This is a genomic window from Salipiger aestuarii (assembly GCF_003259905.1).
Taxonomy (GTDB): domain Bacteria; phylum Pseudomonadota; class Alphaproteobacteria; order Rhodobacterales; family Rhodobacteraceae; genus Salipiger; species Salipiger aestuarii.
In genome coordinates this window covers 173,900-199,747 of record NZ_QLMG01000001.1, presented here as the reverse complement: position 1 = coordinate 199,747, position 25,848 = coordinate 173,900, and the positions used below count along the sequence as shown (strand labels likewise).

Below are 25,848 nucleotides of genomic sequence, written 5' to 3'. Positions count from 1 at the left end.
TTCAGGCCTCCGCCGTAGCGGTATGCGGCGAGAGCGCGGAGACGTTTCCCTCCGATTCCAGCTCGGCCCATGGCTCGATCAGACGAGCATGCAGGACCGAGGACACACCGGGAAAGAGCGACATGAACGCGTCCAGGCTCTGCTCGGTCATCGGGGCTGGTGTGCCATCCTCGGCCTCGACCCCGTCCCATCCGGCGCCGAATCGCAGCAGCAGAAGCTTGACGAGATGCCGCGCGAACTGGCCGCGCGCCGCCTCGTCGTGTTCCGGCCCCAGATCCTCGTCATCATGTAGCGCCGCCTCGAAGGCGAGCCGCTCCGGAACCGTCGTGCGGGCAAGCCGCTGGGCCGTGGCCTCGGCTTCCCGCAGATCGGCATACCCGAACGGGCGATGCGACACGAACACCCCGTAGCCCAGTTCGATCCGCCGGGGCCCGGACAGCCCCCGCGCAAGGCGAAGCGCCATCAGCTGGCGTTCGCGTAGTCGGACGTGGCGTTGATCAGGGTCACCTCGATCAACTCATCTCCGCTGGCAGGCCGGTTGGCACGCCAATTGAAGCTGGACGAGATCACGTCCCGGCCCTCGATCGGGATGCCGGTGCGCTCAAGCGTCACGGACGGCAGCGCAATGGTAAGGCTGTAGTTGGCCGAGATCTGCCACGCCAGAGACAGCGCAATCGCCGTTCCCGCCGAGGCCGCATCATAGAGCCCGGTATCGCGGAAGCGTGCGGTCAGGCTGCCCGAAAGGTCCCACATGCCCGGCTGGATGTCGGACGCCGTGGCAAGGCCGTTCATCGCTTCTTGGTCCGCCTCGCGCCCCGTGGCGAGCGTCAGGTTGGCCTGCGTCACCCCGGCCGCTTCGCTTCCGTCGATGCTCAGCAGGCCTTGAAATCCGACAGGCACCGGGTCGGTGCTGAAGGACACCGGCGACGAATCCAGTGTGGCACCAGCCTTGATCTCTTCGCGACCGACCATGTTCATCGTCACGCGCTGCCGCTGGCCATTCTTCGCACCTGTGATCTCGATCGACTGCGCGGCCAAACTGTCCTGCGTGAAATGCGTCGACAGATCGTTGTGGGTGATGCCGTGCGTGGCCAACAGGATGCCAGGGTTTGCCGCCGCCACAAACGCATGGGTATAGGGCCCGGTCCCGGTGGTCGTGGGAAGGCCCAGCAGCTGCGCCAGCCACCAGCCAATACTGTCCAGCCCCATCGGCACTTCCAGAGCGCCCGAGAGGTTGCGCAAGCCTGCGACGGTGTCGCCCGGGTAGGCATCCCCCCGGATCGCTTCGTCATTGGACAGCTCACCCGAAGGCGTCACGTTGTAGCTGTAGAACGGCAGCGTGTAAAAGGCACCGGCAGCGGCGCTTTCCGCCGTGCCGAAGGTGGTCTGGCGGCGCGAAAACAGTTTCGCGCGATCTCCGCGTGCATTGGGCATCGGGTCACTCCATGGGGTTTTCGGTGGTTTCGTAAAAGATGGTGACGGGCAGGACCGCCCCCGCCAAAGTCTCAGCGCCCTGCATGGGCACTGCATCTGTCTGCTGCGGCGCGCCGACCTCGATCCAGTCGACCGCGCCGCCAAGCTGACGGTCTGCCAGCACAAGCGCCGACAGCGACACCAGCGCAACATCCAGCGTATCCGCCCGCGCTGCTGCAGTTGATCCTCGCACAACAAGTTCACAGTCGATTTCGCGCGACCACTCACGGGTGCCAGCGCCAAGACGCACGCCTTCCTCCTGCGAATCGCCGGGCACCAGGTTGATCAATCCCTCATCCGGGCAGGCGACAGGCAGGTCATGTTCGCGCATCACCCTGGCAGCATGGCTGTCGATCGCTGCCAACAGCGCCAAAATGGGGGCTTCATGTGGGCTGGGCATCAGCGCAGCCTGCGACGTGAAAGAGTGTTGAATGCTGCATCGATCTCTGAGGCGAGCCCGGACAAGGCTGCGGCCTCGATCTTGTCGCTATTCAAACGGCGGCGCAGACGAACCTGCGGAACCAGCCAGAACATCGGCACCGTATGTAGGCCACTACCGGTCCGGAGAGACTTCTTGTTCCGCGACAACGCGTAGCCACCCTTTTTCGCCGCACGCTGGTTATCGACCACCAGCAACGAGGTCCCGCTGCGCACATAGACAAAGCGCAACGGCCCATAGCGATGTTCAGGAAAGTTCGCAGGACTGAGGCGATCTCCCTTAAGTCCCTTCTTCGGCGCGGAAGGCGTCGGGATTGCGAGATATTTGCTGTTTCCTGATCGGATCGTGACACCTTCATCGAACGCCGCCACCAGCTTCTCAGCCTTCGTGAACACATATGACGCGGCGTTCAGACTCGTATCACCCTTCGGATAGTTCTCCTGCTGCCAACTTTTTGACAGTCTCCGCCCAAGGCCACCTGCAATGACGTCTGCCCGCAGCGCATGTTTGACCGCAGTTGCACGGCGGTGAACACCTTGGGTCACCGCGCGTTTGGCCAGGTCCAGCTCCTCGCGCATGTACCGCTCAAGGTCTCCCTCAAGCGCGGCTTCGATCCGGGCGCGCCTCATTCTTCGACCGGGGCTTCCAGTTCGGATTCGCGATCCGTATCGACCAGCGCGCCCTGCCCGCGCAGTTGGTCAGCGACCGAAGCCGAGACCTTTCCAGCCCATGCAGCAGGGAACACGCGCTTACGGCCCGGCGCGGCGATGACCTCGGCAGTCATGCAGGTTTCGATCTCGACCGAGGTCGAGGCAGGGATCTTGCGGGGCATGGAAATCTCCTCGGGGCATCAGGCGGGGCGAACGTCGAGCGACCAGATCAGGCGCTCGGCATCGGCCTCTGGCTCGCTTTGAATGACGAAGCTGTCGCCGCCACAGACGAAGGCATCGCCTGGACGCGGGTTCGGCACCTGCGATTGGCGAACATCGAACAGGTCTGTCGGGACATGCATCCGGATGCCCTGGAACTCGGCGACCTGATCCGGGGATCGTCGCACAGCACGGCAGTCGACCGGAACGCCGGTCGCCACCGGCGTCCAGATCGCATCCACCGCCAGGTCGCCATTCGCGAACAGGGTCAGCATGGCGGCGGAAAAGGCGGACACGCTTAGAACGACCCGTTCAGGCGGACCCGCCCGATGGTTTCGGTCGCGCCGCCACCAACGGCCGCCAGCGCGACACCAACCAGCGTGTTGCCCGAGGCGGCGGTGGTCATGCGGTAATTGGTATCATCCCAATACACCTTGGCACCGACCGTCCACGCCTGCGAGGCGGTCTTGGCAATATCGATGACGCCCGTGGTCTTGAGCACCACATCAGCGCCGGACTCTGCGGCCGTCACGGCCACGCCGAACAGCGAGCCGACAAGCGCACCAGCACCGGATGCCAAAGCACGAGGGGCGGGAACGGTGACGCTGTCGCCGTCCTGAACATAGTTTTTCATATCTCAGATCTCCGAAAAGGGGGGAAGATGGGGGAACCCGGCCAGCGCCGGGCTCACTTACCAAACGCCGGATTAGGAGCCGGCGTTTTTGTAGAGTGTCCGGTGATCCAGCGGCGCCACGCCTGCATCGATGCGGACCTTCAGTTCGACACCATCGGTCGACCATGCGGTCTTTTCTTCGAGGTAGGGCTCCTGGACGCCGTCAAGATAGGCCACCTCGATGGTGTCATAGGCGTTCGGGTCAGCGGCCAGATACCAGCCGGTCGCCGACGCCGCGTCGAGACGTCCGTCAACGATCAGCTGCGCCATACCGGCCACCGGGTTCGATGCGTGTCCCTTGTTGGCGGTCGGATCGACAGCGGATTGCAGCAACTGAGCTGCGGCGACTTCCAGCGCAGCGGGCACAATCATGTATTTCGGCGTGATGTTCAGCGCCGGGCCGGTTGCGCTTTCCTTTTGGGTCCGCATCGCCGTCTTGCCTGCCGCCATGGTGGTGATCGACGGCACAGCGCCCGAAGCCGCAAGGTTTCTGTGATCGGCGTGGAACAGCGCGGTGCCATCCGACATGGTCGGGTTGCCGGTCAGGATCGCATAAGCGAGGTTGCCGATCGTGCGCTTGGCCGCACGACCCATCTTGCCCGGCAGGGTCGAGAACAGCGCCAGATCGTCGTTGATGATTGCCTGGCGGGTGATCTTCAGCATCTTGCCGTAGGTCGCGAGCGTGATCGTTTCGCCCCGATCGCCGACGGTACCGTAGGTGTATCCACCGCCTTCGGGCACTTCGGGCAGGCTTTCAGCCAGTCCCAGGCCGACGCGTTTGGTGGCCTTGAAGTCGGTCAAGGTGCCAGTGCGCGTCCACATCTGGAACGTTTCCTCGGCCTCATTCCAACCGCGCAGCGCGGCCTTGTGCGCCACGTTGGCCAGCACATTCGCAAAATCGCTGGTCGAATGCGCGCCCGACTGCACGAAGGCTTGGCCGACCATGTCACGACGATCGGACGGGGAGCGAACGCCCGCAACGGTCAGCGATTGACGCGCAAGCTCGGCCAGCGTCATGCCGGTGAACTCGTTGCGCTGGCCACCTTCCATGCCAGCACGGGCCATCAGGCCTTCGGCGGCGCCCTGACGGAAGCGCTCCGTCGCGTCCTGCGTGACGCTGGCGCGCGGCCCGCCCACGCCTGCGGTGGCGGACTGCCCCGCCTGGGCGAAGGCTTCGATGGCCTGGGCACGGAATGCGTCGATGGTGGTGCCGTCATCGATGGCGCTCTGCACTAGCGTGTCGGTGGTGCCAAGCTGGGTTGCGGTCTGACGGATCTCCGCGATGCGGGCGCGTTCGTCCTGCGCGGCCTGCTGACGGATGGCGGCCTGATCGACCGGGGGCTGCGCCTGCGTGACGGCGCCAGTGATGGGTTCGGGCATGTTTGCCTCCTGCTGATGGTTTGCGGCTGGCGCCGCCTCGGTGGTTTCTTCGATCGGGGCCGCTGTGGCACCGGTCGGGGAAAGCTCTTGGGGTTGAGCGGATTGCGTCCGGGCTCCACGATCTCCACCGCGGGGCACGACCGAGATCTCCAAAGGAACCCAGCGGGTGAAATACATCACTTCGATGCGCTCCCCGTCTCCGCCCTGCTCGATCCGAACTTCTTGCTCAATCGCCCGGAATCCGATGCTGACATTGCGCAAGGTGCCTTCGACCACGCGTTGCCAAATCGGCTCGACATCCTCGACTGACGAAAAGCGGAGACGAGCCTTGGCCACACCCTGCTCGATCCAAGCGTCTTCGATCGAACCGATGACCGAGCGCGCGCCGTGCTCCATGTGCGAGTCCAGAACCACGCCTTGCTCGACCAAGGCCGCCAGATCCCCGGCACCTTGCTCAAGCACGAGACGCGTGGGCATCCGCTGCACAACGCCGTTGTGGTTGACCCAGTGCTCTACGAGATCGCTGGTCGAGAACACGACCTCGACCGTGCGCGCGGCTTCATCGAGCGTTTGCAGCCGCGCACCCTGCACCAGTTGGCGCGGGGCCGTGCGCGGCGGTGGCGCTGCGGGGGCCTGTGTCGTGGTCTGCTCAGTCTGCGGCATCGTCTGTTCCTTTCGATTGCGGCGCGGGTGACGCCTCCGGAGCTGTGCCAGCCGAGATCCCGGCATCCGCCAGCATCTCCTGCCAGGCGCGCAGCTCTTCGATCAGTTCTTCCGGGGTCTGGCCGGTGCGCTCGATGACCTCCTGCGGAGAAATCAGGTTCGCGTTGATCTGCATGATTGCAGCGGCTGCGTCTTTCTGTGGGTCGACCCACGGGCGCTTTGGCGGGGTCCACTGGGCCACGGGCGAGAACGGCAGTCGCAGGTCACCATTCACGCGCGCCGCATCCATCACCCGACGCCACGCCGGGCGTCCGCTTTGGGTGATCATCAGATCCGCCTGCCAGATCTCGACCAGCCGCCCAAACTCAAGCTCACCGCCCCGCATTGAGGAATAGTTCGCTTGGCTCAAATCGCCGGTCATCTGGAAATAGGTGGTGCCGATGCCCGCCGCGATCGCGTGAAGGCGCTCGCGCATGTGCTCCGCCAGCCCCTCGCTCGCAGGCGGTGCGTTGAAATCCACCCCCCAACCGGGCCGGGCCTGTAAAACCATACCGGGCTGCATCCGCTCAATCGGCGCGCCCGACGCAGACCGCAGTGGTGCGCCGCTGTCATCCTCCGCACCGGCCAACGCTGGAACACCGCTCGGGTCGCCGTCGTCGTTGGCGTTTGTGACCACCATCGAAATGCACGCTTCCAGCTTCTTGCGCACGATCTCAGCCTCGGCCAGATCCTCGGTGTCCCGCAGTGTCGTGGCCGACGGTGCCATCCAGGACACGCCTCGCACCTGACCAGGGCGAAGGACCTCGAAGACATGATCGACAAAGGCCGCAGGGACGCGCTGCAGGTCAAAGGTGAACCCGCCCGGCAAATACCGCTCACCGGGATGCCAGCGGTGCATGTGATAAGCCACCCGACGCCCGGCAGCGTCGAACTCGATCCCCTGCACAATCCGGCCGCCGTCCGACAGCATTTCGGTTTTCTGATGATCCAGAAGATCCCCCTCGACAATCGTCGCGCGCCAGAAAAGCCGCCCATCCTGCGCAACCGGCGTCCAGATCCGCAGCGCCTCGCCGCCCTCGACCACAGCGCGCATCAGCAGCCGCTGCTGGCCAAAGAAGTCGATCTGACCCTCGGTGTCGACGTTCTCGACAAAGCGTTCCCACTGGTCGCGGGTGATGCGCGACACAGCCTCGCGCGCCTCTTTGTCCTGGCTGACCGGCTTGGCACGGGGGCGAACCCCGGTTCCGGCGATGTGCGTCGACAGCACTCGCACCGCGCGGCTCGCGTGGGGCGAGTTGCGCACAAGGTCACGGGCCGAGGCACGCAGGAACGGCAGCGCGCCCTGCAATTCTGTCGTGGCCGACGTGTGTGGGCGGGCCCAGCCAGACATACGGCCACCAACGCGCGCGGCATCATAGGACTGCACCAACTCGGCCTGCTTTGCGACCGCAGCCATGTTCAGTTCCGCTTGGGCGACACGCAGGCGCGCTTCTGCCCTCCGGGCCGTAAAGGCCGGGGCGATATGCGTCAAAATGTTTGCCATGATCAGCTGCGATACACCGCGCCGATCGACACGCCCACGGCGGGCACACCAGCCTGCGCGCGCTTTTGCGATCGGAAATAGGACAGCGCTGACAGCAGCTCTGTCTGGCTGCGATATTTGACCCGCTTGCCGTCATACTCGACTTCGAGCGTGCCCGAGGCCATGGCGGTCTCAAGCGCCTCGATCGCGCTGTCGTAATTCACTGCCATCCGCTTCCTCGGCCTCCCAGCCAATCGTCGCCCGGCGCTGTCGCACGGGGTTTAGGTTCGGGTTTCTTCAGCGTCTCTGCCTGGGGCGCGGGCGTGACCGGCACTGCGGCCTCTGCATCGAACAGATCCGGCTGGGCGTCAGCCGATGCTGCAGAGCGCTCCGCATCCAGCAGCGCCCACTGTTCTGCCGTCATCGAGGTCCAGCCCTTCCGGCGGGCCGCAGCCTCGGCGTAAATCATCGTGTCGAGGCCTTCGTTCCGGCGCGTCGTCTCGGCCAGTTCCCATGAGCTGGTGACCACGCCGGTACGGCCACGCTTCAACACGCGCACCTCAGAGGTGATCTGCCGGAAATACTCGTCGCCCATCCCGACCGGGAAATGGACAAAGCCGCGCTCGACAGGGTCATCCTTGCCAAGCCAGCCATAGAAATCGGCCTTCATCTGGCTGACGTTCAACATGAACGCCCGCTTTTGACGCCGCTTCGCCTTCCCGTCGCTGCGCCGCTCGAACTTCATCGGTAGCAGCACCGGACCGGTCTGGCTGGTCGCCCCCTTCACCAGTATCACACGGCTCCACGGGTGCCGCTTGCCGAAGGCCCAAACATCGTCAGTGTAGGTACCGACATCGATAGCCATCATGTCGAGCGGCAGACGCAAGCCACGCTCGGTACGCCAGGTCGTTTTCAGGATCGCATCCAACGCCTCGCGCCCCTCTTGATCCCCGATGTGATGCGGGATCACCATGTAATCCACCGACCAGCGCCGGTTATCCGGGCCAAAGGCAACGACATGCACCTCGGTGCGATCCAGCTGGCAATCGACGCCCGCCGTCAGAATCACACCCCGCGCCGGCACAATGCCACGCGGGCGCTGATCCTCTTCGGGCGCGTGCTCGACCCGATCGCGCAGTTTTTCCCAATCGGGGCCTTTGCTTGCTTGCTGGAACGGCAAGCCCAGCACATCGTTCCAGAACGTTTGCTCGGTTCCGGCCTCGACCTGTTCGCGGATCGCATCCTCGGTTTCACCCGAGACAGAGACGCTGGTCCAGCCCATGACGCGCGCGTACTCGATGCCGATCGATGCCCAGTCCCGTTGCGGCGCATATGCTCGCCACAGGTGAAAGCTGGGGTGATCCCCCGCCGCGTTTTGCGGAACCCAATTTCCGGCCCCGACAATCCGCTCCTTGTCTGCGTGGCCGATGACCCCGCCACAGTCATCGCAGCTGAAGCAAGCGGCATGCAGGCGCTCAGGGTCGAGGTTGCGCAGAAAGTTCTCCCAAGTCAGCGGTGCCCGGTGCCCACAGTGAGGGCACGGGACAAAATACAGCCGCCGGTCGCCTCGGTCATAGGCCTTGCTGATCCGGCACGTTCCCGAGATCTGCGGTGTGCTGACCCGCAAAATCTTGGCATCCTCGAACCCAGATGCCCGGCTGCCAGCCAGCGCTTCTGGGTCGCCCTTCGGCGTCATCTCGAACTTGGCGAGGTCATCCAGGACCACGAGGCGGCGCGAGGTGCCAGCAAGGTCATCCGGAGACCCCGCCGAGGTGATCTTCAACGATCCGTTGCGGTTCAACGTCTCCTGATTGAACTTGGCATCCTTGTTGTCGCCGCCCCGCCCATCGCCAAAAATCTTGCGCAAGCTCGGGGCCTGTCGCCGCATCGGTAACCATTTGTTATCGACCCACTCAGTCGCCGCGCTGGTTGTCGGATGGACCACCAGGCTGTCGAGCGGGCCGTATTCGTGCCAGGCAGCAACCACCGGATTGACGATCGAGACCGTCTTGCCCCACTGGGCGCTGCCTCGGATTGTCACATCCCTCGCCGGATGCTCCGGGCTAAGAACTTCGTGGATCTCGCGCAGGAACGGAAACCGATCGATTCGGAACGGCCCCGGCATCGGCGACCGCTCATCGAACTCGATATTCTCTTCGCACCAGCGCGTGATGTCGGGCGGCGGCGGCGGCGCCATGGCACCCGACATAGCGGCAAGCACGATCCGCTCGGCTGCCGCCAAGTAGCCCTCAGAAGTCCGCATCGCGCTCATCGTCCGACATCGCTGCAGCAGCGGCCTCATCGGCCAGACCATCGGAGCGTTGCCCGCGATGAGCCCGCCAGACATCCAGTAGGCAGCGCCGCACCTGCAGGTAATCAACTCCCATCTCATCTGCGACCCGCCGCGCCCCATCCCGCAGCATCGTCTCAAACTGGGCAACCTCCTTTGCCATCTGCCTGCGCACCTGCGCTTCGACGCTCGACGCCAAGACGAAGCGTCCCGCATCCTCCGCATTCTGCCGCCGCAGACGCCGGGCCTCTTCCTCGACCTTCTGCGTCCGCGCCATCTCGTAGCGGTCTGAATCACGCTGGGCGAGCGGGCTGGAATCGGCCGGTCGCTTCGACTCCGGCTCATCGCTAGCAGAGGCGATGTCGCGAAGCGCGCGCTTGGTCTGCGACCCGTTCCCCATCAGCTGACCCGGATCGAGTCGCCCTGAAAGTTTCTCCGCCACCTTCGACAGGTCAAAGCGACGGGCGCGCCCGTCGCCGTCATAGCAGCCAGCAAGCTGCCCCTTGGAAACCATCTGGCTGATCCGGCCTTTGGAAAGTTTGAGCTTTCCCGCCAGTTCTGTCGTGGTCACCAGATCGCGCATGCCGCCTATTCCATCGCCTCTCTAAACCGCTTTTTGCCCGCTAAACTGTTGTTTAGTTTAGGCTTTGTGGAACGTTTACCTCCGCAAAACCTCTGCGCTCTGCGCCCCCGTATACGCACAGCCCCAGAAAGGACCCGTCGAGGGTATGTGCGACCGCAAGTTTGCCCTGATTTTCAGAGTGTAAATCTCTTGCCTTACGCCGATTGCGGCGAAAGCAGCGACACTGGAAACGAATAACGCCCGGTAGCATCTCTGCTCCGGGCGCGCTTCGGTTCGCTTGCACGATGTCAACGATCCTACATTTGGTCAAGACCTTTTCTTCCAGGGCGCGCGCGGCGGCATCTCGTCGGTGATCATGAACCCGGTCAGATCGCAGCGCATCTGGAAGGTGCACCGCAGTTCAAGCAAAGCGCCCCACCAGTTCAACCAGGCCCGCCGTGCCCGCGCTTGCTCTGCTGCCATGCCGGTGAAGACGACACGGCAACAATACCCATCGTCGCGCCCAATCTGGTTTGCCGGCCAACGCCCTGGCCCATCCCAGATTGATTTCTCTGCAAAGCGCCCCCGCCAATGATCTTTCCACGCGGCAGGCTCACAACTCGGCGTCATGTGCTGCCACTGGTCCGGCCAGCGGCCCAGTCGCGCCAACTCGGCAATGCAGGCAGCCATGCCGCGCCCCCCGCAACCTTCGGGCAGGCACGACACCGCCGAGGCCACGAGATCCGCGTCGGGATGCGGATCGGACCGACCACCCCCGTCGATGGTGCAGCCAAGATCGCCGCGCTTCATCAGGATGTATTCCATCCCCACGCCGGGGCGCGCGCCGGACGTGCTGCCCATCTCGTCAAAGTCCAGCCCAACGCATTCGACCTGGAACGCCCAGACCAGCAGATCCCAGATCGCGACCGGCACCTTTCCAGCGCGCCCGGGCCGGGTTTTTGCCACTGCAAACTGCTCATGGCCCCCACCCATCATGCCGCTGCCCCTTCGCTCACCAGCGCCACCGCGCGCACCTCGATGCCGCCGTGCCAGTCGAGCCAGCGCAGGTCGTCGGCACTCGCCACCCCGCGGCGTTCACGGTCCCGCCGGACCCGCACGCCGCTGTCCAGGTCGCGCGCCTTGTCGCGGATCGCGCGGCGGTCGCCATCGGTCAGCGGCGGCCGCTTGAACTTTTCCCAGAACAGGAACTGCGCCACGAGCGCGCCATCCTTCGCCGCCTTCGGCCCTTCGACCGATGCGAACCAGCGCCGTATTGCCGGGATCTCTTCGATCGGCCTTGGCGCAATCGCCTCCGCCAACGCCGCGATCGTCGCCATGCGCGGCCAGCCCCGGCGATCCTTGCCCTCGCCCCGCGTCCGCAGCGCCACGCGCAGGGTGTCGAGCTGCTCTTCGGAAAGGTACCCCAGTCCGTCGCAGAGCGAGACCATGAACCCATCGAACCGATCCGCCCGGATGTTGCCCGGCTTGCGAAAGCCCCATTCGGTCAGCGGTTCGATCAGGATCCGCCGCACCCGGTCGCGCTTCGTTTCAGCGACGATCTGCCCTTCGGTCATGCTCTGCCCTTTCTCAGCCCAGCCCGGACCGCTCACGCTCTTCGGGCGTCAGCAGGTTCGCGGCGATGATGTGATTGATGACCCAGACCTGAAGCCCGTCGAAGGCATCGGCGTGGCCGCTCCGGAACCGCTCGACGGCGCGCTGCGAATCGCGGATCACCATCGGGTTGTCGGAAAGATTTTGGGGCAGGTCGGTGCCCCTATGGTTCTTACATGTTTTAGCTATATTATAGGGAGGTCCTGATTTGACCCCTTTTAGGGTCAGATTTGACCCCTTTTGTTTTTCTTGACAGCCCGGATCTGAACCCTTTTCCGCGCCATAAAAGGGGTCATCTGCGGACCCTTTTTTCGGCCCGGATCTGACCCCTTTTAGGGACACGATTCGCGCCCGCGTCAGAAACCCGTACCCGCTCCGATTGCCGCGCCCACGGCCCACCACACGGGTGATCCAACCGGCGTCGATCAGCTCGGAAATCGCCCGCTTCAGGGTCGACCGACTGCGCCCCAGGGTGCCCTCCAACTCGGGCAGGCCCGGGTCGCATTGCGCGGTGTGGCGGTTGGCGTAGCGCATCGCAAGAACATAGGCCACGACCTGTGCCTGCGCCCCGACAGAGGCATCACAGCACACCGCCTCGACCCAACCGTAGCGCAGCCGTTCCCAGTCGCCCGAAGCGATCAGGTGGCGCCCCTCCGGCGCCGTCATGTCCTGCTCACGAGCTGCCCTTGTCACGGCATCCCCCCAGTAAAACCGATAGTCTCAACCCCTCACGACCGCGCTATGCAGACCCAAGGCGCGGCCACCCCAATACGCCGCAAGCGCCACGCTCAGCGCAGTGCGCGCTTGGTCGAACGCAAACTCATCCGCCGCCGCCCGCGCCGACACGACCGCCTGACCGGCGCTCAGGGCGTCTCGCAGCGGCCCGTCTGTCGGACACAGGGGCATGGCGTGCCCAAGCGCCGCGATATGGTCGCCACAGACGCGCATGCCGCCGCGGCGCAGTGACAACGCCGTGGCCGCAGCGATAAAGGCCAGCATTTCGGGCGGATCGCTCATGCACAGCGCCTCATCTCACGCGCCACAAGCGGCTCCAGCAGGCGCAGCACCTCTGCCCTCTTCGGGTTCAAATCGAACGCCCGGCGCACAGCTCCGGCCACCAGCGCCGCCTCGCAGACATCGAGCCGGGGAGCCGAAGGGACCGCCACCTTCAAGCGATCATGGCCGGGCGTGGGTGCCGCGCGGCGAAGCTTGTTTGCCGCCAGTTGCAGCCGATTCCGCCGAAATGCGAAGTGCGCGGTGGAATACCCAAGCGCAGCCGCCGCCTGCACATCGGTCAGTCCACGCCGATGACAGTCACGAATGTCATCATCAGAAACGGCGGGGCGCTGACCGGGCTGCCCATTTGCCGCCAACCCCAACCCCCGCCGTCGCTTGGCGTAATAGCATGTGCTCATGCCAAGCTCGGCGGCACCGACCTTGTCAAGCACGCCTCGTGCGACGCAGGCGCGGATCTGATCGTCGCTCGCCACGCGCGGACCCGTGCGATCGGCCTTGAAACCAGCCTTTGCTCGCGCCCGATTGATCGTTGCCCTTTGGCAACCCACCTCGGCGGCAATGGCGGCAATGCTCAGACCTTTACGGCTCAGGCGCATGATATGGGCTGCGCGCTTTGCCGCAGCCACGCTCCGGGGCGAGGTCACGGCCAATCCTCCACCGCGTCCGCGATCGCGCGCAGCTGGCCCGCCAACGCGCGGCGGTCGCGGGCACTGTCGCAAAATCCATTCGTCAAAAGCTGAGGCCGGGCGCCCATGCCGGGCGACGGCGCCGTCCGCAGCGCCCAGCTGCGCGCGCCGCAGGCACTGCGCATCAACTCCAGGGTCAACGGACCGAACGGCAACGCGCGCCGGGCAAGCATCACGAGGGGCGCAGCACCAGTCATGGGCATTTCCGCCACCAGCGCGGCGGCATCCCGCCATCCCGGTTTTCCGGATTCACACACTGGCAGGGTTGCTCGGCATCGCGCACCCGCTTGAACATGCCGCACACCGCCGCACGGCTCCGGCACAGATCGCGGGCAAGAACCGCAAAGCTCATCCCATCAACCTCATGCCGGTGCATCGCCTCAAGGAACCGCTCATCTTCGGCGCGGCCCGCATTGTCTGGCGCGCTCCACCGCCGCATCAGGCAGCCTCCTCCGCATCCAGCCGCGCGTCGGTCACGATCAGGTTGATGAGGTCTGGCACGCTGACGCCAAGCCGGTCGGCCTCACGCTGCAGCCAGACGAGATTGCCGGATTGGGCGACTTCAATCAGGTGCCGCCCGTAGACAACGCCGCGACGCGACGCGACCGACCGGACGTACATTTCCGAGCAGTTGACAGCTGCGGCGATTTCAGGGGCACTGCGGAACGGGTTCCGGCTGATTTCTGCCAGAATAATCAGGCGCTTTGATCCGTATTCCATGCTCACATCCCCGAAAAAGCCCCCGACACCACCGGCGCCGGGGGAAGGTCCAACAGGGATGCGCGGATAACCCGCCGCGCCGGGATGCAAAAAGACGCGCGGAGCTGGCCAGCCTCTGGGGAGGAGGGGAACCGGCCAAGGGACAAAGCCCCGCGCGCCAGGTGGCGGAGGGCCTGTACCCCCGCCTGACAGGCCCGGACAGGTCGGGCATGCGTGTTCGTTGCGGCGGGCATCACGCGGCCCTCCGCTGATCCACCGCAACCGCGGCGGCGAGATGTTTCAGAAATCCGGGCCGCTCAAGCACCGCGATCATCACCTTGTCGGCAGTCGGGCGCGTGCTGGCGTTCCACCAGTTCCAGGCGCTGCTGCTGCGCACCCCGAAAAACACCGCGACATCTTCGGGGCGGGGAAATTCCAACCGCAGCCAGTCCGACCAGATTTCGGACGCGATGACCTGCATCCGATAGCGGTCCAATTCTTTGGCCAGACCCTTGGACAAATCATTGGACCGCGACGCGAGTCCAGCGGCCGAGTCAGGCTCGGAACATGGATTCGATACCACCAGTTTCAGATGATCGCTCATGCGGCGTCCTCCCTCGGTGGGTTCGCGGCGATGTACGCTTTCAGCCGATCCACGCGGATCATCGTCGGGCTGGACTCGCCCGCACGCCACGATTCCCATTCCTTCCAGCCCGCACCGATGGCCTCTCGCAAGACCCACTGCGGCTTTCGGTTCACAGAGGCCGCGTAGGCCTCGACGTATGCGATCAGCTCTTCCATGCGCATAGTTATGGGAAAACATTACCACACTTGCAAGGGAATTTATTCCCGTCGCGCAGTTTTGTTGAACGTGGGAATGTATGCCCATGACCGTTGATCCATTCATTCAGGGCTTGAAGGCAGTGTTCGCTGCTAATCCCGCCCTCAAACCCGCAAGAGTCTCGCAAGAGGCTGGGTTGAGCCAATCTGCCATTCGCAAAATGTTTGAGAACGACGAAGCGTCACCTAGACTTTTCACCGCCCGGAATATTGCGGCCGTGTTGGGAATGACAATCGAAGACATCGTCGCGCAGGGCGATGGCGCCGCGCCACTTGCACGCCCCACCATCGCCATCGCAGGCAAAGTCGGCGCCGGCGCCCAGGTGCCGGTTTTCGACGCCTACGCCAAGGGCGACGGCCCCCAGGTCGAATGCCCGCCCGGCCTGCCCCCGCGCGGCGTCGTCGCGGTCGAGGTCGAAGGCGACAGCATGGAACCCGTGTACAGCGCGGGCGACCTGATCTTCTACACCCGCGACACGCCCGATGGCGTCCCCAGCGACGTGATCGGCCACCGCTGTGTGGTTGAAGACGAGGATGGCATGGGATGGGTCAAACAGGTCAAGGCGGGCGACAAGCCGGGAATGTTCCATCTGATTTCCCTGAACCCCGGCGCCAACACCATGTGGAACAAGAAACTGAAATGGGCCGCGCGCGTGCGCTTGGCATGGCCTGCGGAGCTTGCGAGGAAGGTGTGAGGCGCGGCCAGCCGTGCCCCACCCACCTGTAAATTTAGACGTTGGGAATATCGCCCATTTCATCCTTTACTTCATAGGCAAACAGGGCTTCCAACCAATCATCAAGCGCCTGCTTGCGATACCCCTCTTCGGTACAGTCGTTCGATCTCTGCGCTTCGAACTGCGCCAATACGTTCCGCAGGAACTGGCGTTCCACCATCTGGTCGCGCTGGGATCTCCCTCCATACATCTCCTGTATTGACGCGGCAACTGAGGCGAAAGCACTGGGTCTCAGCTTGCGGGATGAGGGCAACCGCGATTGAACGAAATCCGAGCCCTCGATCACCTTGAGCGCCTCGCCCTTAGAAAGGAATTCCGACATGATTAGCATCCACTTGATCTTGATAAAGACTGAGGGCGCAGATCGGATGTAAGCCAAAACTATGCGGACCGCCAAATCGCAAAGTGCGTAGAGCAAGATAGCCATAGAGAGCACCACCAGCGCACTCCACGACACCTCAAGCAACCTCGCCAACGGGTCGACCACCCTGCCGAGCAGATTCTCAGCATGAACCTGCCAACTCATCAAATCACGATCCCGAAGCCAAGAATCGATCGTCAGGACTGCTGCCGCAAACCCGATCAACCCCAAGATCCACCCGCGCACCCTCTTCATACGGAATTTTGGTCATATTGACTCCGATTCTACCATGGCGTTCTCGCCCCCCCCCCCCCCCCCCCCCCCCCCCCCCCCCCCCCCCCCCCCCCCCCCCCCCCCCCCCCCCCCCCCCCCCTCTGGCCGGGCCTTTTGCTTTGCGCCAAACCATCCGGCGCGCCCCACCCTAACCGGGGCACGCGTGGTTAACAACTTTTTTGGGGAATTATTTCCCATTTATGTTGACTAGGGAATTTTTTCCCTTCATCTTGCAAGCCATCAACCCCGATGGAGGCAGCGATGCTCATTCCCACGAAATTCGCAGGGCTCGCCAAAACGCTCTGCACCCCGGACCTGACCCACCGCGCGCCGGCGGCCGTGCAATTCGCCTGGCTTGACGCAAAGGCCGCGCATGGCCAGCCGATCACCCCCGAACGGCAGCGGCTGCTGGCCGACAGGCCCAGCCACTACCCCGGCACGGCCTCCCCCATCCCTGAGGCCCCCTTTGTCGAGGTCATCGTCGAAGGCGATCCCGATCCCCTGCCGCCCGCCCCCGCCCTGTCCGAGGTCGACAGGATACACGTCCGCGCAATCAGCAAGATCCGCGCGGCCGTCGTCGCACGCCTGCACGGCGGCGACGCGGCATGACCGACATTCCCCACGACTGGCCCGCACGGACCACGCCCAGCCAGCGCGCCGCCTACCGTGCCTTCGCAAACCTCATCTCCGCCGCCGAAGACGAACTTGCCGCCCGCCTTCTGGCCGAAGCTCCGGCATTCGGCATCACCGTTCACAAGACCGATCTTGGCGTCAATCTGCAGGGCGTGAACGGCGGTGCTCACGGCGGAAACGCCACCGGCGCACTCCACTCCTGGCGGATGCGCTATCAGGACACCCAGCCATGACCCATCGCACCACTCACGGACCGACCGGGCACGAAGATCGCGTGCTCTGGTACGCCTGCGAGGTCATGGCAGACGCGGCGCGGTACGACATCGCCACCGTCGCGTCGGCCTGCGAGGTGGCGCTGGACCACCCGCAGGCCACTTATGCCGACCGCCAGATTGCCTCTGACCTGCTGGCAGACATCACCCGTTCTGCCGCGTGATTGCCGCCCCAATACGCGCGCAGACGAAGGTAGCACCACACCCAAAAGGAGATTCCCAGTGATGGCGAACAAAAAGCCTCCGGCCCAGATCAACAGGCCCGAGCCGCAAGACCCCTACAAGATGCGCACGCTGGAACAGATCCTGACGCTGTTCGATGGCGGCGACTTTCTGGCCGATGTGATGACCCGCCATCAGGATCTGATGCAGGATCTGACCGACCACCTTGAAACCCACGGGCCCAAGGGCTGTCAGGGCAGCATGTCGCTGACCATCGAATATGCGGTCGGCAACGCTGGCGACGTGGGCATGGGCGCACAGGTGACCTTCAAGCCGCCGAAAAAGCCCAAGAGCAGCGCCGGCGCGTACATCAACGATGCAGGCGAGCTGACGCTTTACAGCCCGATGATGGCCCGGATGCACCAGCCCGTCCGGGATGTCACCGATTTCGACCCGGAAACCGGCGAAGTCCGCGACGTCGACTGATCCCACCCCCCTTTCTTGCCAACGGAGACGACAATGCCCGAAGATCTGTCCACCCATCACAATTCCGCCGAAACCATGCGCGACATCATGGCCGAGATCAGCCACCACGATCCGGTCGAAACGCCACCCGCTCTTGACCTGACCAGGGCGCACCTGGTCACCCTGCCGACGCACCGCAATATCGAGAACCTGACGCAGCATCACCGCGCGGCGCTGGAGTTCCTGAAACCGGCCCGCCGCACCGGCACCGCCCAGCTCAAGGATCTGGACAGCCTGATCCTGTGGGCCAATCGCTTCAAGGGCGACACCTCCGCGATGTTCGCCAATCCCGACATGGCCGCGCCGAAACTGACCTGCATCGCCGACTACCACGCCGCGGGCCCGATCGACCCGATCGACCCCGCAGGCGATGCGACCGCGCGCCATTGCCACCACCGCGCCATCTACAGCTTCCCCCTTTCCAAGGAATGGGATGCGTGGATGGCGATCTCCGGCCGCGCGCTGGACAAGGACGAGATGGGTGAGTTCATCGAATCCAACGCCAAGGACATCGCAGACCCGACGCCCGCAGTGCTGAGCATGGTCGAAAAAGACAGCCACCAGCCTTGGGAAAATCGCCTGATCGCGACCGCCCGGCAGATCGAGGGCCGGTATGGTCAGCTCGGCCAGCTGCTGGCCATGTCGCGTCGCTTTCAGGTGTATGAAACCAGCGACCTGACGGTGAAAACCAACCGCGACACCGGCGAAAGCGAGATCCAATTCCTGAACGAACACAAGGATGCTGATGGCAAGCCGCTCAGCGTGCCGAACCTCATAATCATCACGATCCCGGTCTTTCTGAACGGCGCGCCATACCGCATGCCCGTGCGCTTTCGCTATCGCAAGGCGGGAAGCGCGGTGAAGTTCATCCTGTCGGTCTACAACCCCGAAAAGGTGTTCGATGCCGCTTTCGACGAGGCGCTGAATATCGCGCGCGAGGCAACTGACCTCCCCATTTTTCAGGGCTCGCCCGAAGCCTGACCCATCGGTGACCGTCCCCACGCGGGGCGGCATCCCATCAGCCAGAGGAGACCTCCCCATGTCCGGCCCCTTCGACACCCTGCACCCCAACAGCAGCAGCCTGGACATAGCGCAACACATGCGCCGCCAGCCGCACGGAAATCCCCCAATCGAAACCCCGCATTCCGGCGACAAGCTGCGCCGCTACCTCGACACGCCGGTGTTCTTCAACGACGACCCCACCGGCGCGGCGGCGCGCTGGTGCCTGATCTGCGTCGTGCTGACCTGCCTCGGGCTGGCGGCGTGGCTGGGGTGGAGGATGTGGGGGTGACCCGCAAACGGCATAGCCCCGAGGCCATCCAGCGGGCCGTCGAAATGCGTGAGTGCGGCAAAAGCATCATGCAGATCGTGCGCGCCACGGGCATGTCTCGTGGCGCTGTATACTGGCATTGCCTAAAGCTCGGCGCGGACCTGCCAGACGGGAAGAAGCATCCGGTTGGCCTGCGCGGGCCCGAAGTTGTGACGCGCGGCGATCATCAGGTTCGCCGGTTCTCTGCCGATGAAGACGAAAAACTGCTCAGGTGGGCCGCGGAAGGCGTCAGCCGGTGCGAAATGGGCCGCAGGCTTGGCCGTCCGCATAATTCTGTAATCGGGCGATTGATGACGCTTGCCCGCCACAGCGCACGACAGGAGGAGCTTTCGTGAGAGACCTCTTCCTTTTTCCGACAGTCGATCCCGTCACCGAGGCGCGCCCGTTGATCGTCGACAGCTTCGCAGGCGGCGGCGGCGCCAGCACCGGCATCGAGATGGCGCTGGGGCGCAGCCCTGACATCGCGATCAATCACAATCCAGCGGCGTTGGCGCTGCATGCGGCAAACCATCCCGAAACGCTGCACCTGTCGGAAAACGTGTTTCAGGTCGATCCTCTGGACCATCTGGCAAGGAGGCACATCGGCCTGATGTGGTTCTCGCCCGATTGCAAGCATTTCAGCAAGGCCAAGGGCGGCAAGCCCGTGGCGCGCAACATCCGGGATCTCGCGTGGATCATTCCCGGCTGGATCGAACGCATTCAGAAAAGCGGCGGGCGCGTCGACGTGGTGATGATGGAAAACGTCGAGGAGTTCGCAGGCTGGGGCCCGCTGATCGAGACCGACCGTGGCCTGATGCCATGTCCGAAACGCAAGGGAGAGACCTTCCTGAGATGGAGCAAGGCGCTCAAGCGGCTTGGCGGCAAGATCGAACGCCGCGAGCTGCGCGCCTGCGACTATGGCGCGCCCACGATCCGCAAGCGTCTGTTCGTGATCATACGCTTTGACGGGCTGCCCATCACCTGGCCTGCGCCGACGCACGGTGACCCCGCCTCAGAGGCCGTGAAAAGTGGCAATCTCAAGCCGTGGCGCACAGCAGCCGAATGCATCGACTGGTCGCAGCCATGCCCGTCAATCTTCGATTCCAGCGCCCAGATCTTCGAAAAGCTGGGCCTGCGCGCCAAGCGCCCGCTGGCCGACAACACCCTTGCCCGCGTGGCGCGCGGGATGAAGCGATATGTGCTGGATGCCGATGAGCCATTCTTGGTGAATCTGACCCATGGCGGACGTACCGAATCCGCAGCCGCTCCGCTGCGCACGATCACCGGAGCACACCGCGGCGAAAAGGCCGTAATAGTGCCGACGTTGACGAATGTCGCCAACAGCAAGACTACGGGGCGCGGGCCCAACGCATGGGACATAAAGGAACCTACGCGCACTGTGACCAGCTCCAGCGGCTTTGCCTTGGTCGCGGCTTCGGTCACCCGCTTCAACAGCGGCGCGACCGGATCGCCGATGACGGCGCCGATGCCGACCGTCACCGCGAACAGCTACATAAAGCGCCCCGGCGGCGCGGCCCCGCTGGGCATTCTGGCCCCCGCTCTCGCGACCTACTACGGGCACGACGAGGCACCCGGCGTCAGATCTGCCACGCTGGAAGATCCGCTGCGCAGAGTCACTGTCGACAACCGGCATGCCCTGATCGCGCCGTCCCTACTGTCCCTGAAAGGCACGGCCCGACGCGACCGGGCAGCTGATGCGCCGCACCCGACCGTGCTGGCCGGCGGCGGGCACAGCGCAGTCGTCGCGCCGGTCCTGACCTACGCCCAGCAGGGTGGCAAATCGCGCCCCATCACCGCGCCGCACCACACGATCTGCGCAAGCCGCAAGGATCAGAACGCGGTGATCATCCCGACGCTGATCCAGACCGGCTACGGTGAGCGCCCAGGCCAGGCGCCGCGGGCGCTGGATATCGACCAACCGCTCGGCACCGTGGTCGCTGGCGGCATCAAGCACGCGGCCTGCGCGGCCTTCATCGCGCAACAGAACGGCGGGCCGCGCATGGCCGACCACGCAGGACATCCTGCCGACGCGCCGTTGTCGACCGTAACGTCCTCAGGCAGCAACCAGACCCCGATCGCGGCGTTCTTCGCGAAATACTACGGGACAGGCGACGGCGCGAAGATGGATGAACCCGCTCACACCGTCACCGTGCGCGACCGTTTCGCACATGTGGAAGCCTCTCTGTCCGATCCTGAGTTTACGCCGGAGCATCACGACCTCGCCCGCCAAGTGGCCGACTTCCTGCGCGCGCATGGCGCATGGGATGGCGACGAGTTCGTCACGATCACGCGCAGAGGAGAGACTTTCGTGGTCGTGGACATTGGCCTGCGAATGCTGACGCCCCGCGAGTTGTTCAACGCCCAAGGCTTTCCGCCTGATTATGTCATCGACGGCGTTTGGCGCGAACAGGACGGCGACTGGACCTTCGCGCCGTTCACCAAGGACGTGCAGGTCAGCTGCTGCGGGAACAGCGTTTGCCCTCCGCTTGCTGCGGCATTGGCCCAGGCAAACTGTGGGCATTTGGCCCTCACGCAGGAGACAGTAGCATGACCGATACACCCACCGCGTCCCTAGACTGGTCTGATACCGCGACTTTCACCGGCGACCACGCCGCCAAACTTATCCGCTGTGGGGCTTACGACGATACGCTGGAGCACATCGGAAAAACCTGCGGCGAATGCGCCGAAGCTGACCCGTGGAGCGCGCTGGTCTACGCCGCAGATCTGCTGCCGCCGGAACGGATCGACGCCTGCGCCATGGCAAAGCCGTGGGTTGCGCTGGAATATGCAGCCAACTTGCTGCCACCTGAGTTGGTCGACGCATGCGCCGAAGCTGATCCGGTGTACGCGCTTATCTACGCCGCCGACAAGCTGACACCGGAACGACTTGACGCCTGCGCAAAGGCTGAGCCGTGGGTTGCGCTGCAATACGCCGCAGGGAAACTAACGCCGCAACGCCTTGACGCTTGCGCAAAGGCTGATCCGATGGCTGCGCTGCGACATGCCGCCGACCAACTAACGCCGGAACGGCTCGCCGCTTGTCTCGCTGCACTCGAAGGATAACGACATGACTGATACAAGCACCGCCGCAATGATGCGCGAGGCCGAAATGATGGATGCCAGCGACAACCACGTTTGGGCCAGAAAGACGCGCGCACTGGCCATCGAACGCGACAACCTGTCGCGCGACCTCGCCGCCGCCTTCGATCTTTGCGCGCAGATTGCCGACAGCCACGCCGCAGAGGCCCGCATGAACGGCGACTTGACCGGAGCTACCATAGCTCAGCAGATCGTGCGGGATATTCGCGCCATGAGGGAGCAAGACGATGACAACGCCTGAATTGAAGTCCTGTCCGTTCTGCGGAAAACCGGCTCGCCTGCTTGGTGGCTCCATGGCCCAAGAGACTTACTCGGTGTGGTGCACAAATGAGCGCGGCAAGCGGCACCATATGGAGTGCGGAACCATGTCCGAGGCTGTTGCCGCATCGGAGTGGAACACCCGCTCCGACCTATCCGGCGCGCTTGTGGCTGCTGCATATGAGGCGGCGGCGCAAACCCACGACGACGCATGGCGGGAAACATCGGCCTACCAATCATCGCTGATCCGCGCCCTGACCCCAGCCGACGCCCGCGCCGCCTTGGGCGCCATGCTTGCAGATGCCGAACATCGGGGGCGGGATAGCGTGACTGTGCAGGACGCGGCGAAGGTACTTATGGATGCCTGCCCGAACCCGATCTTCGATATTTTGAAGCCGGTGCTTATGGGGGAGTTTCGCGTCAACACCCGAGTCTTTGATGAGGACGGCGAAGAGGTTTGGGAGGAACGATTGCTGACGTGGGATACCACGAAAGACGTGATCCACGCCACTCTCCGCGCGCTTTCAGGGAAGGCAGACCAATGACAGCACCGAAACGCATTCAGCGCAAGCGCACAAAAGGCTGGCGGATGCCCGAGGGCGCCATGAGCGTGTGCCGTCCGGGCGACTTCGGAAACCCTTGGATCGTCGGCACACCGGGGCGCGTGACCCTGACGCTGGATGGCGCAAAGACGGAGTATCACTTGCCGCGCGATCTGACGGCGGAGGATGCGGCAAAGATGTTCAGCATCTGGATCGAAGGTTATTCCATACCGTTCGACATGAAGCCAGACTGCCTTAACCGACAAGGGAGGCGCGCCATGTGGGATCACCTTGCGGCCCGTCGCGCGCAGATATTTGACCGCCTACCCGATCTACGCGGCAAAGACCTAGCATGCTGGTGCCCGCTGGATGCCCCATGCCACGCCGATGTGCTGCTGCGGATGGCGAATACGCCAAGTGGGAAATAGAACGGAGTGACAGACTGATGGCTGAGAATAGCGGCATTGAATGGACAACCCACACGTTTAACCCGTGGATCGGATGCACCAAAGTCAGCGCGGCTTGTGATCATTGTTATGCAGAGGCATGGGACAAGCGCGGCCTGCAAGGCGGGCCAAGCCGTTGGGGTCCACACGCGGCACGGACCCGAACGAAAACTTGGGGCAACCCGGCGAAATGGAACCGACAAGCCGAAGGCCAACCTGACCGACCGCGTGTATTCGTGGCATCCTTGGCTGACGTGTTTGACAATCACCGGAGCATAGATCCGACATGGCGTCGAGATTTGTGGGCGCTGATTCGGCAATGCCGCAACCTGGACTTTCTGCTTCTGACAAAGCGCCCGCAGAACGTCGCACGGTTCCTGCCAGATGATTGGTGCGGCGGCTATCCGAATGTATGGCTAGGCGCGACCGTCGAAAGTCAGAAAGAAGCAGACCGGCTTGCGCATCTGACGGCCATTCCTGCCGTTATCCACTTTCTGAGCATGGAGCCGCTTCTTGGGCCGGTCGACTTGTCTGCGCATATCGGCGGGATAGAATGGGTCATCACGGGCGGGGAAAACGGTGTCCATTACCGCGCTGCCGATCCGGACTGGTTCCGGGGACTGCGCGATCAGTGCGCCGCCGCTTGCGTGCCGTTTCTGTTCAAACAATGGGAGGGTCGCGGCCAAAAAGAGATCAAGGCCAAGGGCAGGGAGTTGGATGGCGTGGTGCATGATGGTTATCCCACCCCGCGCGGGGAAAGGGGGCTGTGATGCGATACCGTATACGCAAAGCGCGTATCGAGGTCTGCGACGGGTCCCACTGCTGGCACACGCGCCGCTTCATCGCCGAACGCCGCATAAATCTGTTCGGCTTTATACCGATCTGGTGGGCGGTCATAGATGCGAGGTGGCGATGCACACCCGCTGACGCCCGCGTCGATGTAGATCGGGACGCGAAGCTGCGCGCGCCGCTTTCTGATCCTGAGTTCATCACCACCGCAGGGAGGCCCTGACATGGCCAAGACCGCCGCACCGGCCATGCCGACGCCGCGCCAGATCGAAGACGCGTGGAAAGCCGTCAAGGCGCTGGACCCCGCCGCGCGCATCGTGTCGGTCGGGCCGGATGGTGTCAAATTCGACTATGCTGCCGACAGCATTGCGCAGAGCCCAGAATCGCCCAAGAATAGGCGGGTTCCCCTCTCTTGGACGTGACCGCCATGAACATAAAGTACCCCGGCCTGTTGGCTGAAAAACTTCCATCTGGGGCGACACGCTACCGGGTACGGGTTGAGGGCGACAAGAAACGGCGAATACCTCTGTCCGTAGAGCCAGGGCACTCACAGTTTGTCGAGGTATACCGGGCGGCGCGCGCTGGCATTATAATCACCCCCGAGGCCACGCCTGAAGAACGCGCCATCAAATACTCCATCGGCTGGCTTGCCGCGAAGCATCTTGCCGCCATGGAGCGCGAAGTGGCAGCCGGAGCGGCGTCTGCGCTCACGCTCAAGAAGCGGGTTGGCGTCATGAAGGTGCTGACAGAACGGTACGAGAATTATGCAATGGTGATGCCGCAATCCAAGCTTGTTGATCTGCGCGACGCATTTGTCTCCACCCCGGCCCGCGCCGACAGCATAATCGAGGGCATCCGGTCAATGTATCGCTGGGCGTGCGAGCGCGACCTATGCACCGTCAATCCCGCAATCGGGATCGCAAGGATAGACCAGGGGAAGGGCGGGGCCATCCCATGGAATTCTGACGATCTCAGGAATTTCCGAAATAGACACCCACCGGGGACCACACCGCACCTATGCCTTACCATTCTCATGTTCACAGCCTGCCGCATCGGAGATGCCATTTGGCTTGGACGGGGGAATGAAACAAAGATCCAAGGCGTCACGGCCCTGCGCTGGCAGCCATCCAAGAAGGGGTCCGCCGAAGTATCGATACCGATGTTGCCTCCGCTGTATCGCGCTACCCGCGCGGCGTCGATCCAAGGCAAGACGTATCTGCTTAACGGCAAGGGCGGGCAATTCGCCTCTACCGACTCTCTGGGAATTATGTTTCGGAGATGGTGCGACAGCGCGGGGCTCACTGGTCGATCCGCCCACGGCGTTCGGAAGGCAGCCGGGCACCTTCTCGCCCAAGAGGGTTGCTCTCAATACCAGATCATGACCATCCACGGCCACACTCAGGCGCAAACCTCAGAAATTTACACAAAAGGTGTCGAACGCTGGCGGCTCGCAAAAGACGCAATGGCTGCCTTGGAGAGCATGGAGTGGTGAGCGTTTTCCGTGGGACACCCTGTCGTTAACCCATTGATTCCAAACAGGCTGTATTCATGTCATCGTGGGACACCGAATGCCTGATAAATAATATAAAAACACCGATTCCGGTATCCCGCCGCCCGCTCCAATTCACATAAAAAATAGACAGCTTTTCAGAAACTTAGGCCGCAAAGTGTCCCACGCAGGATTTGACAGTGGGACACCA

39 protein-coding genes are annotated in these 25,848 nt (G+C 63.7%); 16 read left to right on the top strand and 23 right to left on the bottom strand.

Going from position 1 to position 25,848, the window contains the following annotated elements:
- Position 1: 1 nt before the first annotated feature.
- The 22 genes from ATI53_RS01115 to ATI53_RS01005 all read right to left on the bottom strand — a co-directional run bounded on the left by ATI53_RS01115 (position 2) and on the right by ATI53_RS01005 (position 14,685).
- Positions 2-463 (bottom strand): hypothetical protein, encoded by a 462-nt coding sequence (locus tag ATI53_RS01115; protein WP_111549521.1) that lies wholly within the window; start codon positions 461-463, stop codon positions 2-4.
- Positions 463-1,434: a phage tail tube protein gene (locus ATI53_RS01110; protein ID WP_111549520.1), complete on the bottom strand. Its 972-nt coding sequence runs from the start codon at positions 1,432-1,434 to the stop codon at positions 463-465. The genes ATI53_RS01115 and ATI53_RS01110 overlap by 1 nt, the downstream gene beginning before the upstream one ends.
- Positions 1,435-1,438: 4 nt before the next feature.
- Positions 1,439-1,873 carry a hypothetical protein gene (locus tag ATI53_RS01105; RefSeq protein ID WP_111549519.1) on the bottom strand — a complete coding sequence of 145 codons (435 nt, stop codon included), beginning with the start codon at positions 1,871-1,873 and terminating at the stop codon, positions 1,439-1,441.
- Positions 1,873-2,541 (bottom strand): DUF6441 family protein, encoded by a 669-nt coding sequence (locus ATI53_RS01100; RefSeq protein ID WP_111549518.1) that lies wholly within the window; start codon positions 2,539-2,541, stop codon positions 1,873-1,875. Before ATI53_RS01100 ends, ATI53_RS01105 begins: the two co-directional genes overlap by 1 nt.
- Entirely contained in the window at positions 2,538-2,744 is a 207-nt protein-coding gene (locus ATI53_RS01095; RefSeq protein WP_111549517.1) for a hypothetical protein, read from the bottom strand. The genes ATI53_RS01100 and ATI53_RS01095 overlap by 4 nt, the downstream gene beginning before the upstream one ends.
- Before the next feature lie 18 nt (positions 2,745-2,762).
- Positions 2,763-3,077 (bottom strand): head-tail joining protein, encoded by a 315-nt coding sequence (locus ATI53_RS01090; RefSeq protein WP_111549516.1) that lies wholly within the window; start codon positions 3,075-3,077, stop codon positions 2,763-2,765.
- A gap of 2 nt (positions 3,078-3,079) precedes the next feature.
- Positions 3,080-3,415, bottom strand: coding sequence for a DUF2190 family protein (locus ATI53_RS01085; RefSeq protein ID WP_111549515.1), 336 nt, complete (start codon positions 3,413-3,415; stop codon positions 3,080-3,082).
- Positions 3,416-3,487: 72 nt separating this feature from the next.
- Complete coding sequence (locus ATI53_RS01080) at positions 3,488-5,497, bottom strand: prohead protease/major capsid protein fusion protein (RefSeq protein ID WP_170134505.1); 2,010 nt, start codon at positions 5,495-5,497, stop codon at positions 3,488-3,490.
- Positions 5,484-6,953, bottom strand: coding sequence for a phage portal protein (locus ATI53_RS01075; protein ID WP_170134504.1), 1,470 nt, complete (start codon positions 6,951-6,953; stop codon positions 5,484-5,486). The genes ATI53_RS01080 and ATI53_RS01075 overlap by 14 nt, the downstream gene beginning before the upstream one ends.
- A gap of 89 nt (positions 6,954-7,042) precedes the next feature.
- Positions 7,043-7,249, bottom strand: coding sequence for a phage head-tail joining protein (locus ATI53_RS01070; protein WP_111549512.1), 207 nt, complete (start codon positions 7,247-7,249; stop codon positions 7,043-7,045).
- Positions 7,240-9,321: a phage terminase large subunit family protein gene (locus ATI53_RS01065; protein WP_249033393.1), complete on the bottom strand. Its 2,082-nt coding sequence runs from the start codon at positions 9,319-9,321 to the stop codon at positions 7,240-7,242. The genes ATI53_RS01070 and ATI53_RS01065 overlap by 10 nt, the downstream gene beginning before the upstream one ends.
- The gene (locus tag ATI53_RS01060) at positions 9,269-9,892 is read right to left on the bottom strand and encodes a hypothetical protein (protein WP_111549511.1); all 624 of its coding nucleotides are present in this window, start codon (positions 9,890-9,892) and stop codon (positions 9,269-9,271) included. The genes ATI53_RS01065 and ATI53_RS01060 overlap by 53 nt, the downstream gene beginning before the upstream one ends.
- Before the next feature lie 306 nt (positions 9,893-10,198).
- The gene (locus tag ATI53_RS01055) at positions 10,199-10,837 is read right to left on the bottom strand and encodes a hypothetical protein (protein ID WP_240778639.1); all 639 of its coding nucleotides are present in this window, start codon (positions 10,835-10,837) and stop codon (positions 10,199-10,201) included.
- A gap of 26 nt (positions 10,838-10,863) precedes the next feature.
- Entirely contained in the window at positions 10,864-11,445 is a 582-nt protein-coding gene (locus ATI53_RS01050; protein ID WP_111549510.1) for a hypothetical protein, read from the bottom strand.
- Positions 11,446-11,458: 13 nt separating this feature from the next.
- Positions 11,459-12,148, bottom strand: a complete 690-nt coding sequence (locus ATI53_RS01045; protein ID WP_111549509.1) for a GntR family transcriptional regulator — start codon at positions 12,146-12,148, stop codon at positions 11,459-11,461.
- A 54-nt stretch (positions 12,149-12,202) separates the two neighbouring features.
- Positions 12,203-12,499 (bottom strand): hypothetical protein, encoded by a 297-nt coding sequence (locus ATI53_RS01040; RefSeq protein WP_111549508.1) that lies wholly within the window; start codon positions 12,497-12,499, stop codon positions 12,203-12,205.
- Positions 12,496-13,143, bottom strand: a complete 648-nt coding sequence (locus ATI53_RS01035; RefSeq protein WP_146609869.1) for a helix-turn-helix domain-containing protein — start codon at positions 13,141-13,143, stop codon at positions 12,496-12,498. The genes ATI53_RS01040 and ATI53_RS01035 overlap by 4 nt, the downstream gene beginning before the upstream one ends.
- Entirely contained in the window at positions 13,140-13,382 is a 243-nt protein-coding gene (locus tag ATI53_RS01030; protein ID WP_146609868.1) for a hypothetical protein, read from the bottom strand. Before ATI53_RS01030 ends, ATI53_RS01035 begins: the two co-directional genes overlap by 4 nt.
- A complete protein-coding gene (locus ATI53_RS01025; protein ID WP_111549505.1) occupies positions 13,379-13,624 on the bottom strand; it encodes a hypothetical protein in 246 nt (81 codons plus the stop codon). The genes ATI53_RS01030 and ATI53_RS01025 overlap by 4 nt, the downstream gene beginning before the upstream one ends.
- Complete coding sequence (locus ATI53_RS01020) at positions 13,624-13,905, bottom strand: hypothetical protein (RefSeq protein ID WP_111549504.1); 282 nt, start codon at positions 13,903-13,905, stop codon at positions 13,624-13,626. The genes ATI53_RS01025 and ATI53_RS01020 overlap by 1 nt, the downstream gene beginning before the upstream one ends.
- 232 nt (positions 13,906-14,137) lie before the next feature.
- Positions 14,138-14,488 carry a hypothetical protein gene (locus ATI53_RS01010; RefSeq protein WP_111549502.1) on the bottom strand — a complete coding sequence of 117 codons (351 nt, stop codon included), beginning with the start codon at positions 14,486-14,488 and terminating at the stop codon, positions 14,138-14,140.
- Positions 14,485-14,685, bottom strand: coding sequence for a hypothetical protein (locus ATI53_RS01005; RefSeq protein WP_111549501.1), 201 nt, complete (start codon positions 14,683-14,685; stop codon positions 14,485-14,487). The genes ATI53_RS01010 and ATI53_RS01005 overlap by 4 nt, the downstream gene beginning before the upstream one ends.
- An 86-nt stretch (positions 14,686-14,771) precedes the next feature.
- Between ATI53_RS01005 and ATI53_RS01000 the strand changes: the two genes are divergently transcribed.
- Positions 14,772-15,419, top strand: coding sequence for an XRE family transcriptional regulator (locus tag ATI53_RS01000; protein ID WP_111549500.1), 648 nt, complete (start codon positions 14,772-14,774; stop codon positions 15,417-15,419).
- 34 nt (positions 15,420-15,453) lie between these two features.
- Here ATI53_RS01000 and ATI53_RS00995 read toward each other — a convergent pair whose 3' ends face one another.
- Positions 15,454-15,984 (bottom strand): hypothetical protein, encoded by a 531-nt coding sequence (locus ATI53_RS00995; protein ID WP_146609867.1) that lies wholly within the window; start codon positions 15,982-15,984, stop codon positions 15,454-15,456.
- Between the two features lie 369 nt (positions 15,985-16,353).
- On the opposite strand from ATI53_RS00995, the gene ATI53_RS00985 reads away from it, so the two are divergent.
- The 15 genes from ATI53_RS00985 (at position 16,354) to ATI53_RS00910 (ending at position 25,640) form a co-directional block, all read left to right on the top strand.
- Positions 16,354-16,701 carry a hypothetical protein gene (locus ATI53_RS00985; protein ID WP_146609866.1) on the top strand — a complete coding sequence of 116 codons (348 nt, stop codon included), beginning with the start codon at positions 16,354-16,356 and terminating at the stop codon, positions 16,699-16,701.
- Positions 16,698-16,958: a hypothetical protein gene (locus ATI53_RS00980; RefSeq protein ID WP_111549497.1), complete on the top strand. Its 261-nt coding sequence runs from the start codon at positions 16,698-16,700 to the stop codon at positions 16,956-16,958. Before ATI53_RS00985 ends, ATI53_RS00980 begins: the two co-directional genes overlap by 4 nt.
- The gene (locus ATI53_RS00975) at positions 16,955-17,161 is read left to right on the top strand and encodes a hypothetical protein (protein WP_111549496.1); all 207 of its coding nucleotides are present in this window, start codon (positions 16,955-16,957) and stop codon (positions 17,159-17,161) included. The genes ATI53_RS00980 and ATI53_RS00975 overlap by 4 nt, the downstream gene beginning before the upstream one ends.
- Before the next feature lie 61 nt (positions 17,162-17,222).
- Positions 17,223-17,645: a hypothetical protein gene (locus tag ATI53_RS00970; protein WP_111549495.1), complete on the top strand. Its 423-nt coding sequence runs from the start codon at positions 17,223-17,225 to the stop codon at positions 17,643-17,645.
- A 33-nt stretch (positions 17,646-17,678) separates the two neighbouring features.
- Entirely contained in the window at positions 17,679-18,665 is a 987-nt protein-coding gene (locus tag ATI53_RS00965; protein WP_111549494.1) for a DUF2303 family protein, read from the top strand.
- Between the two features lie 58 nt (positions 18,666-18,723).
- A complete protein-coding gene (locus ATI53_RS00960) occupies positions 18,724-18,975 on the top strand; it encodes a hypothetical protein (protein ID WP_111549493.1) in 252 nt (83 codons plus the stop codon).
- The gene (locus tag ATI53_RS22880) at positions 18,972-19,349 is read left to right on the top strand and encodes a helix-turn-helix domain-containing protein (RefSeq protein ID WP_146609865.1); all 378 of its coding nucleotides are present in this window, start codon (positions 18,972-18,974) and stop codon (positions 19,347-19,349) included. Before ATI53_RS00960 ends, ATI53_RS22880 begins: the two co-directional genes overlap by 4 nt.
- Positions 19,346-21,565 (top strand): DNA cytosine methyltransferase, encoded by a 2,220-nt coding sequence (locus ATI53_RS00950; RefSeq protein ID WP_240778536.1) that lies wholly within the window; start codon positions 19,346-19,348, stop codon positions 21,563-21,565. The genes ATI53_RS22880 and ATI53_RS00950 overlap by 4 nt, the downstream gene beginning before the upstream one ends.
- Positions 21,562-22,077: a hypothetical protein gene (locus ATI53_RS00945; protein ID WP_111549491.1), complete on the top strand. Its 516-nt coding sequence runs from the start codon at positions 21,562-21,564 to the stop codon at positions 22,075-22,077. The genes ATI53_RS00950 and ATI53_RS00945 overlap by 4 nt, the downstream gene beginning before the upstream one ends.
- A 4-nt stretch (positions 22,078-22,081) precedes the next feature.
- On the top strand, positions 22,082-22,354 hold the full coding sequence (locus ATI53_RS00940; protein ID WP_111549490.1) for a hypothetical protein: 273 nt from the start codon (positions 22,082-22,084) through the stop codon (positions 22,352-22,354).
- The gene (locus tag ATI53_RS00935) at positions 22,341-22,916 is read left to right on the top strand and encodes a Lar family restriction alleviation protein (RefSeq protein ID WP_146609864.1); all 576 of its coding nucleotides are present in this window, start codon (positions 22,341-22,343) and stop codon (positions 22,914-22,916) included. The genes ATI53_RS00940 and ATI53_RS00935 overlap by 14 nt, the downstream gene beginning before the upstream one ends.
- On the top strand, positions 22,913-23,341 hold the full coding sequence (locus ATI53_RS00930) for a DUF4326 domain-containing protein (RefSeq protein ID WP_111549488.1): 429 nt from the start codon (positions 22,913-22,915) through the stop codon (positions 23,339-23,341). Before ATI53_RS00935 ends, ATI53_RS00930 begins: the two co-directional genes overlap by 4 nt.
- Before the next feature lie 17 nt (positions 23,342-23,358).
- The gene (locus ATI53_RS00925) at positions 23,359-24,129 is read left to right on the top strand and encodes a DUF5131 family protein (RefSeq protein WP_111549487.1); all 771 of its coding nucleotides are present in this window, start codon (positions 23,359-23,361) and stop codon (positions 24,127-24,129) included.
- Between the two features lie 243 nt (positions 24,130-24,372).
- Positions 24,373-24,570 (top strand): hypothetical protein, encoded by a 198-nt coding sequence (locus ATI53_RS00915; RefSeq protein ID WP_111549485.1) that lies wholly within the window; start codon positions 24,373-24,375, stop codon positions 24,568-24,570.
- On the top strand, positions 24,567-25,640 hold the full coding sequence (locus tag ATI53_RS00910) for a tyrosine-type recombinase/integrase (protein WP_240778539.1): 1,074 nt from the start codon (positions 24,567-24,569) through the stop codon (positions 25,638-25,640). The genes ATI53_RS00915 and ATI53_RS00910 overlap by 4 nt, the downstream gene beginning before the upstream one ends.
- The last annotated feature ends 208 nt before the right edge of the window (positions 25,641-25,848 follow it).

Coding starts and splice junctions, on each gene's coding strand:
- ATI53_RS01115 (WP_111549521.1), bottom strand. CDS start 463: ATGGCGCTTCGCCTTGCGCGGGGGCTGTCCGGGCCCCGGCGGATCGAA.
- ATI53_RS01110 (WP_111549520.1), bottom strand. CDS start 1,434: ATGCCCAATGCACGCGGAGATCGCGCGAAACTGTTTTCGCGCCGCCAG.
- ATI53_RS01105 (WP_111549519.1), bottom strand. CDS start 1,873: ATGCCCAGCCCACATGAAGCCCCCATTTTGGCGCTGTTGGCAGCGATC.
- ATI53_RS01100 (WP_111549518.1), bottom strand. CDS start 2,541: ATGAGGCGCGCCCGGATCGAAGCCGCGCTTGAGGGAGACCTTGAGCGG.
- ATI53_RS01095 (WP_111549517.1), bottom strand. CDS start 2,744: ATGCCCCGCAAGATCCCTGCCTCGACCTCGGTCGAGATCGAAACCTGC.
- ATI53_RS01085 (WP_111549515.1), bottom strand. CDS start 3,415: ATGAAAAACTATGTTCAGGACGGCGACAGCGTCACCGTTCCCGCCCCT.
- ATI53_RS01080 (WP_170134505.1), bottom strand. CDS start 5,497: ATGCCGCAGACTGAGCAGACCACGACACAGGCCCCCGCAGCGCCACCG.
- ATI53_RS01075 (WP_170134504.1), bottom strand. CDS start 6,953: ATGGCTGCGGTCGCAAAGCAGGCCGAGTTGGTGCAGTCCTATGATGCC.
- ATI53_RS01070 (WP_111549512.1), bottom strand. CDS start 7,249: ATGGCAGTGAATTACGACAGCGCGATCGAGGCGCTTGAGACCGCCATG.
- ATI53_RS01065 (WP_249033393.1), bottom strand. CDS start 9,321: ATGAGGCCGCTGCTGCAGCGATGTCGGACGATGAGCGCGATGCGGACT.
- ATI53_RS01060 (WP_111549511.1), bottom strand. CDS start 9,892: ATGCGCGATCTGGTGACCACGACAGAACTGGCGGGAAAGCTCAAACTT.
- ATI53_RS01050 (WP_111549510.1), bottom strand. CDS start 11,445: ATGACCGAAGGGCAGATCGTCGCTGAAACGAAGCGCGACCGGGTGCGG.
- ATI53_RS01045 (WP_111549509.1), bottom strand. CDS start 12,148: ATGACGGCGCCGGAGGGGCGCCACCTGATCGCTTCGGGCGACTGGGAA.
- ATI53_RS01040 (WP_111549508.1), bottom strand. CDS start 12,499: ATGAGCGATCCGCCCGAAATGCTGGCCTTTATCGCTGCGGCCACGGCG.
- ATI53_RS01030 (WP_146609868.1), bottom strand. CDS start 13,382: ATGACTGGTGCTGCGCCCCTCGTGATGCTTGCCCGGCGCGCGTTGCCG.
- ATI53_RS01025 (WP_111549505.1), bottom strand. CDS start 13,624: ATGCGGCGGTGGAGCGCGCCAGACAATGCGGGCCGCGCCGAAGATGAG.
- ATI53_RS01020 (WP_111549504.1), bottom strand. CDS start 13,905: ATGGAATACGGATCAAAGCGCCTGATTATTCTGGCAGAAATCAGCCGG.
- ATI53_RS01010 (WP_111549502.1), bottom strand. CDS start 14,488: ATGAGCGATCATCTGAAACTGGTGGTATCGAATCCATGTTCCGAGCCT.
- ATI53_RS01005 (WP_111549501.1), bottom strand. CDS start 14,685: ATGGAAGAGCTGATCGCATACGTCGAGGCCTACGCGGCCTCTGTGAAC.
- ATI53_RS01000 (WP_111549500.1), top strand. CDS start 14,772: ATGACCGTTGATCCATTCATTCAGGGCTTGAAGGCAGTGTTCGCTGCT.
- ATI53_RS00995 (WP_146609867.1), bottom strand. CDS start 15,984: ATGAGTTGGCAGGTTCATGCTGAGAATCTGCTCGGCAGGGTGGTCGAC.
- ATI53_RS00985 (WP_146609866.1), top strand. CDS start 16,354: ATGCTCATTCCCACGAAATTCGCAGGGCTCGCCAAAACGCTCTGCACC.
- ATI53_RS00980 (WP_111549497.1), top strand. CDS start 16,698: ATGACCGACATTCCCCACGACTGGCCCGCACGGACCACGCCCAGCCAG.
- ATI53_RS00975 (WP_111549496.1), top strand. CDS start 16,955: ATGACCCATCGCACCACTCACGGACCGACCGGGCACGAAGATCGCGTG.
- ATI53_RS00970 (WP_111549495.1), top strand. CDS start 17,223: ATGGCGAACAAAAAGCCTCCGGCCCAGATCAACAGGCCCGAGCCGCAA.
- ATI53_RS00965 (WP_111549494.1), top strand. CDS start 17,679: ATGCCCGAAGATCTGTCCACCCATCACAATTCCGCCGAAACCATGCGC.
- ATI53_RS00960 (WP_111549493.1), top strand. CDS start 18,724: ATGTCCGGCCCCTTCGACACCCTGCACCCCAACAGCAGCAGCCTGGAC.
- ATI53_RS00945 (WP_111549491.1), top strand. CDS start 21,562: ATGACCGATACACCCACCGCGTCCCTAGACTGGTCTGATACCGCGACT.
- ATI53_RS00940 (WP_111549490.1), top strand. CDS start 22,082: ATGACTGATACAAGCACCGCCGCAATGATGCGCGAGGCCGAAATGATG.
- ATI53_RS00935 (WP_146609864.1), top strand. CDS start 22,341: ATGACAACGCCTGAATTGAAGTCCTGTCCGTTCTGCGGAAAACCGGCT.
- ATI53_RS00930 (WP_111549488.1), top strand. CDS start 22,913: ATGACAGCACCGAAACGCATTCAGCGCAAGCGCACAAAAGGCTGGCGG.
- ATI53_RS00925 (WP_111549487.1), top strand. CDS start 23,359: ATGGCTGAGAATAGCGGCATTGAATGGACAACCCACACGTTTAACCCG.
- ATI53_RS00915 (WP_111549485.1), top strand. CDS start 24,373: ATGGCCAAGACCGCCGCACCGGCCATGCCGACGCCGCGCCAGATCGAA.